This window comes from Bradyrhizobium sp. USDA 3262, from assembly GCF_054060035.1.
On record NZ_JBSSCT010000001.1, the window covers coordinates 3,019,266 to 3,032,909 of the forward strand.

General features: G+C 59.1%; 9 protein-coding genes and 1 pseudogene. 2 read left to right on the forward strand and 8 right to left on the reverse strand.

All coding sequences use genetic code 11. The features are described from left to right. Positions 1-409 precede the first annotated feature (409 nt). From ACVWYP_RS14090 to ACVWYP_RS14105, 4 genes are read right to left on the reverse strand one after another with little or no spacing between them, the layout of a single operon-like run. Positions 410-1,672 (reverse strand): TIGR02679 family protein, encoded by a 1,263-nt coding sequence (locus ACVWYP_RS14090; RefSeq protein ID WP_038379231.1) that lies wholly within the window; start codon positions 1,670-1,672, stop codon positions 410-412. After that, the gene (locus ACVWYP_RS14095) at positions 1,669-5,793 is read right to left on the reverse strand and encodes a TIGR02680 family protein (protein WP_209946060.1); all 4,125 of its coding nucleotides are present in this window, start codon (positions 5,791-5,793) and stop codon (positions 1,669-1,671) included. The genes ACVWYP_RS14090 and ACVWYP_RS14095 overlap by 4 nt, the downstream gene beginning before the upstream one ends. Continuing rightward, positions 5,783-7,129: a TIGR02678 family protein gene (locus tag ACVWYP_RS14100; protein ID WP_209946058.1), complete on the reverse strand. Its 1,347-nt coding sequence runs from the start codon at positions 7,127-7,129 to the stop codon at positions 5,783-5,785. The genes ACVWYP_RS14095 and ACVWYP_RS14100 overlap by 11 nt, the downstream gene beginning before the upstream one ends. After that, entirely contained in the window at positions 7,122-8,636 is a 1,515-nt protein-coding gene (locus ACVWYP_RS14105) for a TIGR02677 family protein (RefSeq protein WP_304498900.1), read from the reverse strand. Before ACVWYP_RS14105 ends, ACVWYP_RS14100 begins: the two co-directional genes overlap by 8 nt. A 311-nt stretch (positions 8,637-8,947) precedes the next feature. On the opposite strand from ACVWYP_RS14105, the gene ACVWYP_RS14110 reads away from it, so the two are divergent. Further along, a complete protein-coding gene (locus ACVWYP_RS14110) occupies positions 8,948-9,310 on the forward strand; it encodes a hypothetical protein (RefSeq protein WP_369525560.1) in 363 nt (120 codons plus the stop codon). Positions 9,311-9,353: 43 nt separating this feature from the next. Here the strand turns inward: ACVWYP_RS14110 and ACVWYP_RS14115 are convergent. Further along, a pseudogene (locus ACVWYP_RS14115) lies at positions 9,354-9,563 on the reverse strand (hypothetical protein); the annotation flags it as partial. Positions 9,564-9,797: 234 nt separating this feature from the next. Here ACVWYP_RS14115 and ACVWYP_RS14120 point away from each other — a divergent pair. Next, positions 9,798-9,986 (forward strand): hypothetical protein, encoded by a 189-nt coding sequence (locus tag ACVWYP_RS14120; RefSeq protein WP_304498901.1) that lies wholly within the window; start codon positions 9,798-9,800, stop codon positions 9,984-9,986. Positions 9,987-10,468: 482 nt separating this feature from the next. Here the strand turns inward: ACVWYP_RS14120 and ACVWYP_RS14125 are convergent, their stop codons facing one another. The 3 genes from ACVWYP_RS14125 to ACVWYP_RS14135 all read right to left on the reverse strand — a co-directional run bounded on the left by ACVWYP_RS14125 (position 10,469) and on the right by ACVWYP_RS14135 (position 12,917). Then, positions 10,469-11,053: an anthranilate synthase component II gene (locus ACVWYP_RS14125; protein ID WP_304498902.1), complete on the reverse strand. Its 585-nt coding sequence runs from the start codon at positions 11,051-11,053 to the stop codon at positions 10,469-10,471. Further along, positions 11,050-12,444 carry an aminodeoxychorismate synthase component I gene (gene pabB, locus ACVWYP_RS14130; protein ID WP_304498903.1) on the reverse strand — a complete coding sequence of 465 codons (1,395 nt, stop codon included), beginning with the start codon at positions 12,442-12,444 and terminating at the stop codon, positions 11,050-11,052. The genes ACVWYP_RS14125 and pabB overlap by 4 nt, the downstream gene beginning before the upstream one ends. A gap of 113 nt (positions 12,445-12,557) precedes the next feature. Beyond that, positions 12,558-12,917: a Dabb family protein gene (locus ACVWYP_RS14135; RefSeq protein ID WP_209946049.1), complete on the reverse strand. Its 360-nt coding sequence runs from the start codon at positions 12,915-12,917 to the stop codon at positions 12,558-12,560. Between the last annotated feature and the right edge of the window lie 727 nt (positions 12,918-13,644).

A 13,644-nucleotide genomic window follows, 5' to 3' on the forward strand; every position in this document is an offset into this window, starting at 1 on the left:
GGAACACGCGCGACATCGCGGCGTCACGCAGATCACGCGGCAGTCTCCTGGAGGAAGGAAGAAGTTCCCTTAAGCGGGTCTCGAGCAGCAACAGATCAGCAAAGCGACCGACGTCATGGGGAAGGGATGAAAAGTACGCCACACCGCATCGAGCGCCTGATGAACGGCGCGGGCATCCCCGGCAGGCTTGGGACGTTACCGAGGTCCTGGGAACTTCCGCCGGCCAATGCCGCCTGAATCGCAGGATAGAGAACTCCAGTCGTTACCGGGGCTATAAAACCGCCGGCGAGACGTGCGGCGACAAGTGGAAGGGTAAGGGTTTCACGTCCGATGTTTCCCTGGCGCGCCGCCGCAAGACGCTGCATTCGTGTCGCCAATGGCCCGTGTATGACGAGGGTAGATCGGACGATCATCGAGCCAGATCCTGTAACAAGTCGTCGGTCAGGCTCTCTTCGGCGATCGCAAGACCGTGGGTTCGCATCGATGCTGTCAAAGCATCGTCCCATAAGGCGTGGACCTCGAGGCCGGCTAATGCAAAGCCGGGACGCGGCGCTCGTGCCACTGCCGCCACATATTCCTTGGCGTCGAACCGCCAGGGTACGGCCCCAAACTCACGGATGACGTGATTGGCGATGCGCAAGCCTGGCCAATCAAAATCTCCATGATAGTGCAGGCGGGCGCCCGCGATTGCGAGTTGCTGCAATATGGCGCGTTGGGCGGCGGCAGGCATTCCCTCAGTGCACACCATGGGCGCACAGTTCACGCCAAGTTCGTCGGCTGCGATCGCGAGAACATTCGGGTTTTCACAAACGTAGATGTCTTGTCCTTTGACCATCCAGAGGGGATCGGACCGCAACAAAAAGCGCAGTGAGGCGTAAGTTGGCTCGCCTGACGGCAGCGGCAACAAGCGGCCGCTGCTGATCTGGAGGTTCAAAAACAGGGCAGGCCGCGCGAGTTCATTGACCAGAATTCCTGCCTTGGCCCAAATGTCACGAATCCGCTCCTCGCCATTGTCGCGAACCCTGGCGCTCTCAAGCGCTGGCGCGTCGTCGCAAATGTCCCGGTCGAGATTCACCTTGCGCCAAATCGCGAGTACCAACGTCGCTACGGCTTGTCCCGTGTCGAGCGCGTGCGCGTCGCCAAGGCTTTTCGCCGCCAGCTGTGCCCGGGTCATACCCTTGGCTGGTAGAAGCTTGAGCACAATATCTGCCTGCGAGCAAAGTCGGGTGGCGACGTCTGTGTCACCATTCGAGAGCCGCTTCACCAGGCCCATCCCGAAGGGCGTTTGGAGAAAGCTCGAAAGATCCTGATGGGTTGCGCCAGACAGCGCCTTCGACCATCCTGCTCTCAACTCGGCCCGAGCCGTCTCTGCGTGAATGATCGGACCGTCTATTGATTCCAGCGCGTCGCGTAGTGATGGTGCGACACCTGCTCGGCTCAGGGCGGCGTCGATCATTTGCACATCGACCTGCATGGAACTTGAGAAACGAGCCGGTCGACCCATCAGCCCGGCAAGTGCCGCATGCTCGGCGCTGCTGAGATTCGAAAGCCGAAGCCCCTGTATCTTTCCATCCACGGGGCCTCGCTCGAAGCGCTGTCGAAGACGCTTTCTAAGTGGAGCCAGCGCATCGCCGCCGAGCAGACGCTGGAGACGGCCGTCCCCGTCAATCATGCGCCTGCAAACCTTCGATTTGGATCATTTTCACGCTGCTTGGCGCGGCCATCCCAGGTCCAACGGGAGACGTGTACTGCATCGATATTCTCAATTCTCTGAAGGTGGCAGATCGAGACGCCGGGTAGTTCAGCATAGCACCCCCACTCGCGTTCGCTTGTTACGACGAAGTCGAGGTCGAACTCACGAATCAATGCCATGCAGTGGGCCCGCGCAGAATCGTCAATGCCGGCAAAAACCTCGTCGAGCAACACGAGGCGCGGAGAGTGGGGCGAGCCGCTCTGGCTATAAAAGCTGGCGACCGCCGCGAACAACGGGACCGTCAGGCCAAGCGCGCGTTCGCCGCTCGATGCAGGCCCGGACAGCTTGCGCCACTGCTTGTCCTGCCAACGTTGGACCGTGAACCGGTGCCAATGACGATAGTCGAGAGCTCGGCTCAATTGATCGAGAAGGCTACCGCCCGTCGTCGAATCCGCGTTCGCCCGCTCGATATCGATTCGATCCTGCAACATGGCTCCGACCACGCTGCGGTCCTCGGGACTCCAAAGATCCGTGCTTGTGTTCAACAGCCGCTTTCGGGCAGCATCCAATCCAACGGGCGCCCCCTCGGCCCCCTCGGCCAGCGGAAGCCATTGCAGCCTGAAGCGGACTCCGGTCGACGTTGGTCGCTTGTACAGCTCCTCGTTGATGGCATCGACTTTCCGAGCTGCATCCTGCATCAATCGCTGGATCGCCGCGGCAATCTCGGCCTGGAGGTGATTTTCCAGTATCTCTCGCTCGCGTGCCGTCAGCAGCTCTCGACGCTGAGCAATTTCATACTTGAGCCGTTCCGTAAGCCGATCCGGCCTTTCCGGCCGATTTTGATAGACGACAGTGACCACCAGTCCATAGTCGGCCGTTTGGTCCATTTGCGCCTGGTGACCGAGCGCGCTAAGGGCGCGGCTGAGTTCGGTGTAATCCACAGAGAGATGACTTTGGATCCGCTTCCACGCCTCATCATCATGCGGAACGTCTGATAGGGCCTGTTCGGCTCGGCGCGCGAGCGTCAGCGCCGGCTCAATCGTCCACGCTGCTCGAGAGTCAGGTAGGTCAATTTCAGGAAGGGCGATCGGCAGAAGGTCGGTTGCAGCAAATCCCTGCAATCGAGCAACGGCTTGTTGACGCCCTGCAATCCGCTCCTGCAATAGCTCGTCGGCTGAGGTCACTTTTTGCTCCGCCCGCGCCCGTTCCTCACTCGCGCTTCGGGCAATTGCTCCCTTTCTCTTCAAATCAGCTTCGCTGAGCTCGAGCGCGGTTCGGGCGGTCTCAAGCTTGGCTTGTAATTCGGCAACCTTCGCGCCTACGGTTTCTTGCAGCGTCTCCAGCCGTATCCTCGCCTCGCTGGCATTGCGCCCCTGCTCGATTGCGTGCGCAATATTTGCGTCCGCTTCTTGTTTGGCATCTCGTTCACGGTTCTGTTGTTTCAGCAATTCCGATTGAGCCTGGCGCAACTCACGAGCCGCATGAGCGAGCGCAAATACCTTTTCCGTCAGCTGCGCAAGCGTGGTGTCGACGGCGTTCAATTGAGCGTAGTCGTCGGGAAGATGCAGGTCCTGAGCGTCTTTATGCAGGATCGAGCGCGCACTCTTTCGGCGCTCGACAGATTCCGCCAGTCTTTGCGCGGCTTGCTCGAGCCGACCGGAAGCCGAGGTAAATTCACGGGCAGCCGATGTTACTTCGGCGTGGCAGGCTCGCAATGAATCGTCCCCAGGGGCACCACGCCACTCCTCCGCGGCACGCTCTTGGTCGCGCGCTTGCTCCGAAAAGCGATCTTCCAGAGCAGCTCGTGCTTGAGCGAGCTCCTCAAGCCTGACCGAGATAGCCTCAAGCCGGCGCGCGCGAGCCGCGGCGCGGGCGGCATAACCTATATAGATTGCAACGGGTTTTGACCAGGCGCCGGAGAGCGCGCCAATTCGGAAGCATCCGGTCGGCGATAGCCAGGTCTCCGCCTCGCCGCTATCTTGCTCCGTGCAGCTCATGCCAAGTAGCAGGCTCGTGACAATGTCCGCCGAGACTTGATCTCCCGCAGGCTGCAGCCAGTGCGCCAACGTTTCCACCTGACGCGGCCGTCCTACCAGTTCCGTATCATGGAGCCGTCGCGGCCCACTCGGAATGTGCACAGTTCCGTCAGGCTCGACCCATGCATCGAGAAGTCCCGATGCCTCAAGTGCGGCTTCGAGGCCGGCGCGCTCCGAGGCATCAAGACGCTCGTGGAAATCAACCAGCTGCCACAGAGGCGCGCCACTGCGGTCAACTCGAACCCCCGCCGCGCGAAATGGCGGAATGGACGGTACAGCGTCCACGCCTTTTTCAAGGCGCTCACGCTCGGCCGTTAGATCCGCCTCTTCGTTCTCGATTGCCCGTCGTTCAGCGATGAGCGCCGAACGGCGCGTGGCGAGGCGCTCGCTGGCGACCTGCTGAGCTTCTTGCAACGAACCGCGCGCCGGGTTCTCCCCCTCCAGGGTAACAACCCACGTCGCGAGCAAATTCAGCGATCCTTGTGCGTCTCGCAACGTCAATTGCTGCAGCGTACCAAAGTGCGTCGCCCAGGCATCAAGATGTGCACGTCCCTCACTTTCCACGGCCTGATCCGCTGCATCACGTCGGGCCTGGGCTGCCTTCGCTTCCTCCTGCCGCTCCTGATGTGACCGATCCTTCGCGTCATGATCCCGCTCGGCCTCGTCGACGGCTCCCCGTAGACTCCTCACATGCGCAACCTGTCCACGACGTCGCTCAATGATTTGCTGCAGATCGCTTTTTGCAGCTTCGCAAGCCAGCTCGTTCAATTCAGCGAGCTCGGCGATATCCGACCCGGTCAGAAGTCCCTGGTTCCACTGTTGGTCGGTGCCACTGAGCTGAGCGAGCGGCAAGGCGGCTTTTCTAACCTCAAGTACCTGGCCGCCTATGCTGGCGAGGCGTTCGCCCCTTTCAAATGTAGCGCTTTGTTCGCTGACAAAGCGGCTCTTCGATGCCGTTGACCTTGCGTCAGCCTGTTCGGCCTCACGTTTGCGATCGCTCGCCTCTCTTGCGGCAGAATCCAGTCGATTTGCGTCCTTGTTCGCCGGGTCAGATAGCAGCACTTCCCAGCGCGTTCGGTTTGTGGCCACGGTCTCTTCTGCAGCGCTATGGGCGCCATTAGCCTCTTCCTCCGCCGCTTCTAGAGCTGCGAGCTCAGAGCGAGCCTCATTAGCTGCACGACTGGCATTGTCGAAGCCTGTTTGCGCGCTCCGCAAGCCTCGCGCCTGTCGTCGTGTTTGCGTCCTGGCGTAAGTCCGATACCGATCCGTGAATTGACCGACGTGACGAGCGAGCGCCTGGTAGTCCTGCAGCTGGCGACGGTCTTCCTCAAGTTGATTGAACGCATCGGCCACGTCGGTCAAAAGATCGGTGGACAGGGGAGGGAGTGCTTCCGTCAACGCGGCCGACAAACTGCCTTCATCCGGCTTCTTCGATAGCTGCGGTTGCCGAAGCTGGATCAGCGTGTCCATCAACGCCGAATAGCGCGCATGACCCAATTGGAAGAGATGTTCGTCTACCGCACGGCGATAGCTGGCCGCTGTGTCGTAGACTTGCCCATGATCGGCCAGCGTCTCTCGAAGCTTCTCCTTGGTCAGCACAACGCGCTGCGGGCTCGTGAGCCAAACGTCCTCACCAATGCGCTGACCGTCAAGAATGAAGAACCAGCTATCGACGTTCGGCCGTGCCGCGACCGCCAACAAACCACCGCCCAGAGTGAGGTACCGTGGCTGTCCGTCCTCTGACAAGCGCCCGAATTCAATCCAGGTGTAACCCATCCGGCGCTCGTGCTTGCCGAGCAGCAGATTCCAGGCCATCTTCTTCGTCGCGTCGCCGTCCGGTTCAACTCTGGACGATTTCAGCTGGGCATCAAACAGAAATGGAAGCGACAAGGAGAGCACCTTGGACTTTCCGGTCCCGTTGTTCCCACGAAGCAGCAGGTGTCCATCGCGAAACCAGAACTCCTCGCTGTCGTAGTGAAAGAGATCGACCAATCCGAGGCGAAGCGGCTGCCACCGCTCGCGGGCGGGAGCGGGCAGGTCCGGCTGGGCTCCGTTATTGCGCATCGTGATCTTGCTGACCGGCTGATTTGCGCGCCGTGCCGGCTTCCCGAATCTCCGCCTGTCCGACGGCGAAGCGACTTATTGCAGGCAACGGACGGACACCGTTCGCCGACACTGAGATCAGACGAAGCTTGCGCAACCGCTCCAATGCGATACGCGCCAGTTCACGTTGCGTGCCTGGCTCCCGTGCGGATTTTCGCCAATAACGACCATAGCGTTCTCGCGCCTTCTCTATGAAATCCGTGATGTCGACTTCAGTTGAGATCTGATGTTCACGCTCGCCTCCATCGCGGAGCGTACCCGCAAGATGTTCGGCTACCAGGAGCGTGACGTGCGCCTCGGTGCCTTCCGCCGGCATGGAAAGATCGGTGAGCGTTCCGGTTTCGTCAGCAAGCGCCAATCCCTCCGCGCGCTGTTCGGGAACGAGACCAGCAGCTTCCGCAAGGCGAGCTCCCATCGGGCCACGCTGATTCAAGAAGTACGCGCGCGTCACTGGATCGAGCGAGTCGGTGTACACGACCGGATCGTCGAGGAGGCGTCGCGACAGGTCACGCCGTGTAGCGGTCCTGCGGCCGTCGTCGCTGTCCGGCACATGTTCAGCGGTAAGGGCTTGCAACCGCTGTTCTACATCCTGCGGCGCTTCTTCTGCGGCCCATGTTGAAGGACCGCGTACTGCGGCAAGAATCCCGGCGAGGACGCGACGCTGGATGTCATAGAGCGCATCATGCAGATGTTCGGAAGTCTCGGAAACGTGATGCACGAAGCCCTCTTCCTCACCCGCGACGCGAACGAGAACACCAATGTCTAAAAGATGGCGACAGACGGCCACAAGTTCGCGTCGTTCGTGGTGCGTCTGCAGCGTGAAACTGAAGGCAAGGGCATTCAGTGAAGGCTCCGCGGCGAATGCAAGCAGCCGATCGCCAAGAACGCGTAGCGTGATCTGCGGATCAGCGCGCTCAAGGACGGCGCACGCCAAGCAGAACAGGATATAGCGGCGTCTATCGTAATCCGGGAAGCCACGCGTGGAATCGAGAAGATCAGCAGGACGCTTGAAGAGACGAGCGCAGTCGCGCTCGACATTCAGTATCCATCCCGTTTCGCGCGCGAACCATTCTCTGAGGGTTTCGGAATGTCGACGTACAGCCGCGAAATCAGGATGCGCTGACGTCATCAGCGGTGTCATTAAGAGAGCGCGAAGCGCGGTTGAAATCTCCTCTCGCACGTAGCGTGCTTGATGCAGTCCAATGTGCTGGCTCTGGACGCGGGTCGCCTTGCCATCCGGGCGTCCGGCGTCGCCACGCCGGATTTGACCGTCCTGCTGTTCCGTCACGCTACTCATGTCGCGCTTCCATCGACGTCACGGTGAGAAGGTGGTCGCGACCGGTGAACAGCCCTGTTTCGGTTGCGATCTCTGCAGTCGAGTCTGCGTCGAGCGGCTCCAGGCGGACCCGCAACAGGCCGTCGCCAGTTTGTCGTTCGACAACCTCGTCGGGGTGTGTCTGCGCTGGAAGCGTTTCACCTAGCAGGGTGAGAAACAGGTGGAACCCGTGACGATCGAGCTCGCCGAGCTCGGACAGACGCGTGGGCTCGCCGCTCGCGAGCCGCGAGCGCGCCTCCTGGATTTCACGATCTTCTTCCGTCAATTGCGCCTGGAGTCGTTCTCGCTCGGCTTGACGATCCTGCACGCGCGGGAGCGGGCCACGCGGAGCCATCTCGCCATATTCGCGCAAGCGCGGGTGTATGCGCACGGGCGGAGCATCATTCCAAGGCGTCGTAGCCGGCAGATCGCTTGTTTCCGCGCCGATCAGGAAGTGCCGGGCCGGATTGAGTGCGAACGCAGCGCGGGCAAGCCGATGTGCCTCGTCCTCGCTGGCGCAATCCGCAAACCAATGGGCAAGGACACGAAAGTCCGCGGATCGATCGCTGCGACCGCTGCGGCGTTCGTTCAATGCAGCGATGACCGCGAGCAGATGCGGGATAGCAGATCGAGCCCTCGATCTTAACACTTCGCCTTGCGGCGGATCATTTCCCGCGCTGACAAACCATCCTCGCAGTCCCTTCCATCGCTCTGTCCAAGCATCAAGCGACTGCGTTGAAGGCTTTTCCTGTTCGTTTTCTTGTACAGGAGCCGCGTCTCGCGATTCGCGTTGTGACGCCTGCTGCAGAAGGGGGCTAATGACTGGGTCAAGCGCGACAAGATGCTGCGCAATACCACCCGAGCGGCTGACAAGGTCACCGATGAATCGATCAAGATAGTCAATCAATCTCTTCTTGTAGGCGATAATTGCGTTTATATCCGAATGTTGAAGCTCGATGCTGCGTCCGATGCTAACCATGAACGCTTGGGCGTTTTCGGCGAGACTTTCGAAGACTCGAACCAAATCACGCAGCGTCTCATGAATTTTCGCGGCGTCGAACACCGATTCTTGCGCGAGGTTTCGTAGAACCTGCAGCTGCTTTGCGATGTCTTCGAGCGCAACGCTCTGCAGCTCGGCTCGCCGCCTTAGTGCTTGGCTGAATACAGCAAGGGCTGACTCGACCGCCTCCCCGCCTTCAGAAAGACGATAGAGGAAACGCGCACGATAGAAATCGCTGATGCTAGCGACACGGGCCGTGTCAGGCTGCGACTCGAGATTGCCCCATTCGGTTAGTTGCGCCAATGCGCCCTGAAGATCTTCGATCCTGGGAGGTGCGGCATTCCACTGCGCTTCACCAAGAACTTCGTCGGGTCTGAGATGGAGACGGAACTGTCGCTTGGCCGCGGCGAACGCATCCATGATCTTCCGATAGAGTTCGGACTTTTCGGCGGTGACATGTTTGAATAGCTCACGTGCATCAACTCTCATGGAATGCCGCTGCAAACAGAGGGGGGACTTAGTGGTGATTTAATCAGCGAGGAACAATAAGTGAACGGCTGTGTAGGTCAACCGGGAGAGACGGAGGGTTGAACAAGTCTAGCACCGCAATTTCTTGTGCGGTGCGGCAAAAGCCGACGACATCGCTGTTTTTGAGACCTGTTCTGTCGGAACCGGGTTTAGATAGCCGTCTTGAATTTTAGACCCGCCCCGAAACGGAGTATCGAGTTCATGGCGCCCCGTGCCAACTGGAAAGGCTTTCTGCGTCCGTCTCCTGTCAAGTGTCCCGCCGCGCTTTAGGCATGGCTAGGAAGCTGAAGATTTACCCAACCTCGCTCGGCTTCTTCGACTTGGCGATCGCGGCTCCGTCGATGAAGGCTGGCTCTGAAAGCCTGGGGCGTGGACAGCAATCTTTCCATCAGGGCGCGGCGAAGGAAAGCGAGGATCGAGACGTCATCGCAGCGACCACGGCGGCACCGGGCGTCGTTCTGAAGCGTCCCGTCGGCTCAAGCGGGAAGTTCAAAGAGCACGAGCTGCCTGCTGGTCTCACCATAGACGACAGTTGGAAGAAGGCATCCGATATTGCTGGGCCGAAAGCATCATCCCGCAGTCTGAGCATCCCGGTGCTTCGAGACGTGGACAAACGCGCGATCGTCGAGACGTAAATGTACGAGAAGATGCGACCCTACGTTTCGGTTCCGAGCTCATTCAGGGCCGGGACGACAACTTCAGCCAGGGAAAAGTCGATAAGATCGAACGCGCAGCCCCTGGCGAAGACGAGAAGATCGAGTTCTTGCCCCTCGTACGAAGCAATTCAGGAAATCGGCGCTGCAGCGCCTTCGCTTCGTCCCAAGACGCGCGCGTCCAGACCTCACCTTCCTCCTCAGTCGTCAATATCACGGGCATCGCCTTCGGATGCTTCGAGCAGATTTGTTGCCGGCATGCGCGTTACTCGCAGCTTCGGCCCGCCACTTTTTGTTCCATCTAGTTAGCTCAGCCGTCACCGACCGCCCGTTGCCGGGAACCCAAGCAATTGGTTCAATATAGGTGCGTTTAACGCACCAAATAGTGGTTTTGCCTGGACTGCGGAAGAGTGGATCCGCCCCCTCAGCTTCGCATCTCGTCAATGGCATTGGACAGGAGAGCACCCCTATGTCAACTCGCCGTGCTGCGATTCAATTCACGATTGATGCGATCCTTGACCCGACGAACCGCAAGAAGCTCCAACCTCGTTCGGGTTCGGCCACCGATCGTCTTGCCATCGAGTTGGAAACTATAGCGCCACTCGCCCGGCAATACTTCTCGAATGCTGAATTGCACACCTCTATGCTGCATAAATAGTTTCAATCCCGATACACAATGGCCCCCCAGCGCCGTCGTCGTCGAGCTCCAGATTGATCTATGATTCCCTGAAAGCGTTGACCTCCCGATACCGAAGTGAGCCGCCGATCCATAGGACCGGCGGCCAAGTCAAGGGAGGAAACGCCCGTTAGGGCAGCGGTAGGAGAGTATACCGCTTAGGCACCGCCAATCTCCCGGCGGATCTCGCAAAACAAATTTGCAATTTGGCTAAAGGATGATCCTGATTCACCGAATGAAGGTGATGCGAAGAGGTCTACGCGTGCTGGCTTCAAGTAATTCAATTCAGCCTGTAGCAAAAGAAAAAGTTGCGTACGCGGCGTACCAACTGAGCTCTTCTTTTCGGTTACACCTTCAACAGGTCGAAGCTGTTTCGTCGTTTTACAGGGCTAGATTCGAAAGGCGCGCAGCCTGCCATTCGTTCTTGCGGAGTAGGCGCCACTTGCGCGATAAACTCTCCGGCTTCACGCTCGGAAGCTCTCTGCTAAGCGCAAGAAATTCATAAGTAGCGCGTCGCCTTGATCGGTAAGTACTGACTCCGGGTGGAACTGCAGGCCATGGGTTGGGTGATGGCGATGGGACAGAGCCATGATTTCACCTTCATTTGAACGGGCTGTCACCACGAGAGGCGAGGCGTCCGACTCACCGAGTTCAATCGCCAGAGAATGGTAGCGTCCAACAGAAAGTGGAGACGGGAGCTCTTTGAATAATCCTCGGCCATCGTGAGCTATGTCGGAAGCCCGGCCGTGCATCGGACAACGGGCGCGCACAACCCGGCCGCCGAAAACGCTCCCAATACACTGGTGCCCGAGACAGATGCCGAGAATTGGGATGTGACCCGAAAGTTCGCGGACAACGGCTGTGGATATCCCGGCCTCCATTGGTGTGCAGGGGCCGGGAGAGATGACGATCGCCCGTGGCTTGAACGCAACAAGATCGGTGCAGCGGATCGCGTCATTCCGGACAACTTTGGTTTCTGCACCAAGCTTGCGGAAGTAGCGCGCAATATTGAAAACGAAGGAGTCGTAATTGTCGATGACGAAGATCAAAATACACCGGACGGATCGGCATTAAAGGCATCGAACAGTCGCTGGGCCTTGGCAAGCGTCTCTTCATATTCGGCTTCCGGATCCGACATCGCCGTTATTCCGCCCCCTGCATGGAACACAGCCTGGTCGTCGTCAATCATCACGGTGCGGATCGCAATGTTGGTATCCATCTGTCCATTGAATCCGATGAAGCCAATCGCCCCGCAATAGACCTCTCGCGCCACTTGCTCAATGTCCGCAATGATTTCCATTGCTCGCACCTTCGGAGCTCCGGTCACGGAGCCGCCTGGAAAGCAGGCGCGAAGCAGACCGACGGCGTCTTGATTTGCAGCAAGTGCGCCCCTGACAACCGAGACGAGGTGGTGCACTGAAGCGTAGGATTCGAGGTTGCATAATGCCGTAACCTCGACCGAATTGTCCGTACAAACGCGAGACAGATCGTTGCGCAGCAGGTCGACGATCATGATATTCTCGGCGCGGTCCTTTTCGGATGCAAGGAGGATTTCGGCGCGGCGCCGATCTTCCTCTGGATCCACGGAGCGCGCGATTGTTCCCTTGATGGGGCGAGTTTCGACCTGTCGTCCGTCGAGCTTCAGAAACCGCTCAGGAGAGCTCGATGCAATCGTCATCTTGTCGTAGCGCAAGAGGGCAGCGAATGGTGCTGGGTTCGATAACCGCAGCTGGCAATAGAAGGTGAGGGGATCGAACAGGGGCGATGTCTTGGCACTAAAGCGTTGTGCGATGTTCGCTTGGAATATATCCCCGGCCAGAATCAACTCGACGACGCGCTGGACCGCCGCGATGAAGCCTTCTCGGCCAAAGTTCGAATGCCATGCGCCCGCAGTGCTGGGAATGGTGAGCGGCGGCAACCTTGGCCTGGCTAGCAGCGCCGCAAACTCGTCGGCGCGACAGCGCGCACGCTCAATTCGCCGAGCGGAGTCCTGCTCCGGCCATCCGGTTGAGACGATCCAGCACTTGCGGTCCCGGTGATCGAAGCTGATCACCACGTCATAGAAATTTAGTACCGCTTGAGGCAATTGCAGACCGACAATCAACGGCCGCGGCAGTCGCTCCAGCGTTCGGTTCAGATCGTAACCAAGGAAGCCGGCAGCGCCGCCCTGGAACGGCGGGAGATCGGGGCGATGCGCCTCTCGATATCTGGCTAGAAGGTTGCGGAGGACGACCCATGGATCACCTGCAACGATCTTTCCGTTCCAACTAGCCTGTCCATCCGACACAAAATATGTGCTGAACGGCTCGCAGGCCAGATAGGAGTAGCGCCCAAGCACCTCATGCTCTGCCGCACTATCGAGAAAGGTAAGGTGCGGCCGCTGCGCAAAGCATCGCAACGCCTTGACTGGATCAATCCACGGCATCTCCAGGACGTGCATGAGGTTATCTGTTACCGAAGGGCAGCACGTTGTGAAGCCCGCACTAAAGGTGATGCCGTCCTGAAAATGAGCAGTTTTGTCCCGTCGGCGGCGCGCTTAGACTACTCATCGGGTTATCCGCGGCCAGGTGGTCGCCTGGGCCGTGCTATCTGGCCTACCCCTGACGTCCCGGCGAAATGCACATCTGTTGATGGCTCGTAGTCAGCGGCAAGCCGCAGCTCCCGAAGCGGTCGTACGCGCCGGATCGCTTCCCGATACAAATCGTGCGATTTGTATGCAGCCAGATCGCTCTCGCTGTCGAACTCACCATACACAACGACGTCGATATCGTTGCCGAGTTGATCGCTCTTGCGGTTGAGCGCAATCTCGAGCCGGCGCGCATAAGGTATTGAGGTGAGTATCGACAGACCTTCGACGATCTGGTCGATACCGGCCTCATCCTTGGCTGTGAAGAAGACGATGTGACGAATCATGATGATCGATAAGCGTGACGCAGTAGCCTCGGGGCGTTCCTATATCGAGATCAAGCCCCACGCAATGCTGTGAAGGCGACAGAAAGTTTGCCTTGGCGTCGCGCCCCGTCTTCTTTTGGGCGCAGGCGAGTAGTTCCGGGGATCACCGCGGCAGTTGATTCGGGGAACCAGCGAGCCGGCTCGGCCTCTTCATGGGACAGTCGTTGCGCAGAAGCTGAGAACGAGCAACAAATCCCTTCGTTGAGCCCGTGCGAACTTGTAAATGTCAGGGCCATGCAGCACGTCTTCGCTATTAAAGCAGGCGAACTCAGCCATTTTCGTGCGGGACGTCTGTCCGAATCGTACTGTTCTGCGTCTGTGAGGACACATCCTGCCTGACGTGGATGTCTTGGTGCGATCCGGACAATATTTGCGGGCCGATAGCAATCTTAACCTGACACAACACAGAAAGCTCAACTCTGGGAAGAGGCGGTGCTACGCGCGACAAATTTCGAAGCTCAACCTCTGTCATACGGGGAGGCCCCTTTTGGCCCAGCGCGATGGCCCTAACACCTGGCCGGTGTGCGAATTGGCGGAGGCGAGGTGTAAGGCGACTGACCCACCTGTGCTTCATTGGGATCGGATCACCGTACCGCGATTGCGGGCTCTCGGAACGTCACAAACGACAGGCGGCCTTCTCGACTGGCCATATTTTTGAGTTTCACCGACGCTGAATGTCATGGGGAGG

Coding starts and splice junctions, on each gene's coding strand:
- ACVWYP_RS14120 (WP_304498901.1), top strand. CDS start 9,798: ATGTCAACTCGCCGTGCTGCGATTCAATTCACGATTGATGCGATCCTT.
- ACVWYP_RS14095 (WP_209946060.1), bottom strand. CDS start 5,793: ATGCGCAATAACGGAGCCCAGCCGGACCTGCCCGCTCCCGCCCGCGAG.
- ACVWYP_RS14100 (WP_209946058.1), bottom strand. CDS start 7,129: ATGAGTAGCGTGACGGAACAGCAGGACGGTCAAATCCGGCGTGGCGAC.
- ACVWYP_RS14105 (WP_304498900.1), bottom strand. CDS start 8,636: ATGAGAGTTGATGCACGTGAGCTATTCAAACATGTCACCGCCGAAAAG.
- pabB (WP_304498903.1), bottom strand. CDS start 12,444: ATGCACGTCCTGGAGATGCCGTGGATTGATCCAGTCAAGGCGTTGCGA.
- ACVWYP_RS14110 (WP_369525560.1), top strand. CDS start 8,948: ATGGCTAGGAAGCTGAAGATTTACCCAACCTCGCTCGGCTTCTTCGAC.
- ACVWYP_RS14090 (WP_038379231.1), bottom strand. CDS start 1,672: ATGATTGACGGGGACGGCCGTCTCCAGCGTCTGCTCGGCGGCGATGCG.
- ACVWYP_RS14135 (WP_209946049.1), bottom strand. CDS start 12,917: ATGATTCGTCACATCGTCTTCTTCACAGCCAAGGATGAGGCCGGTATC.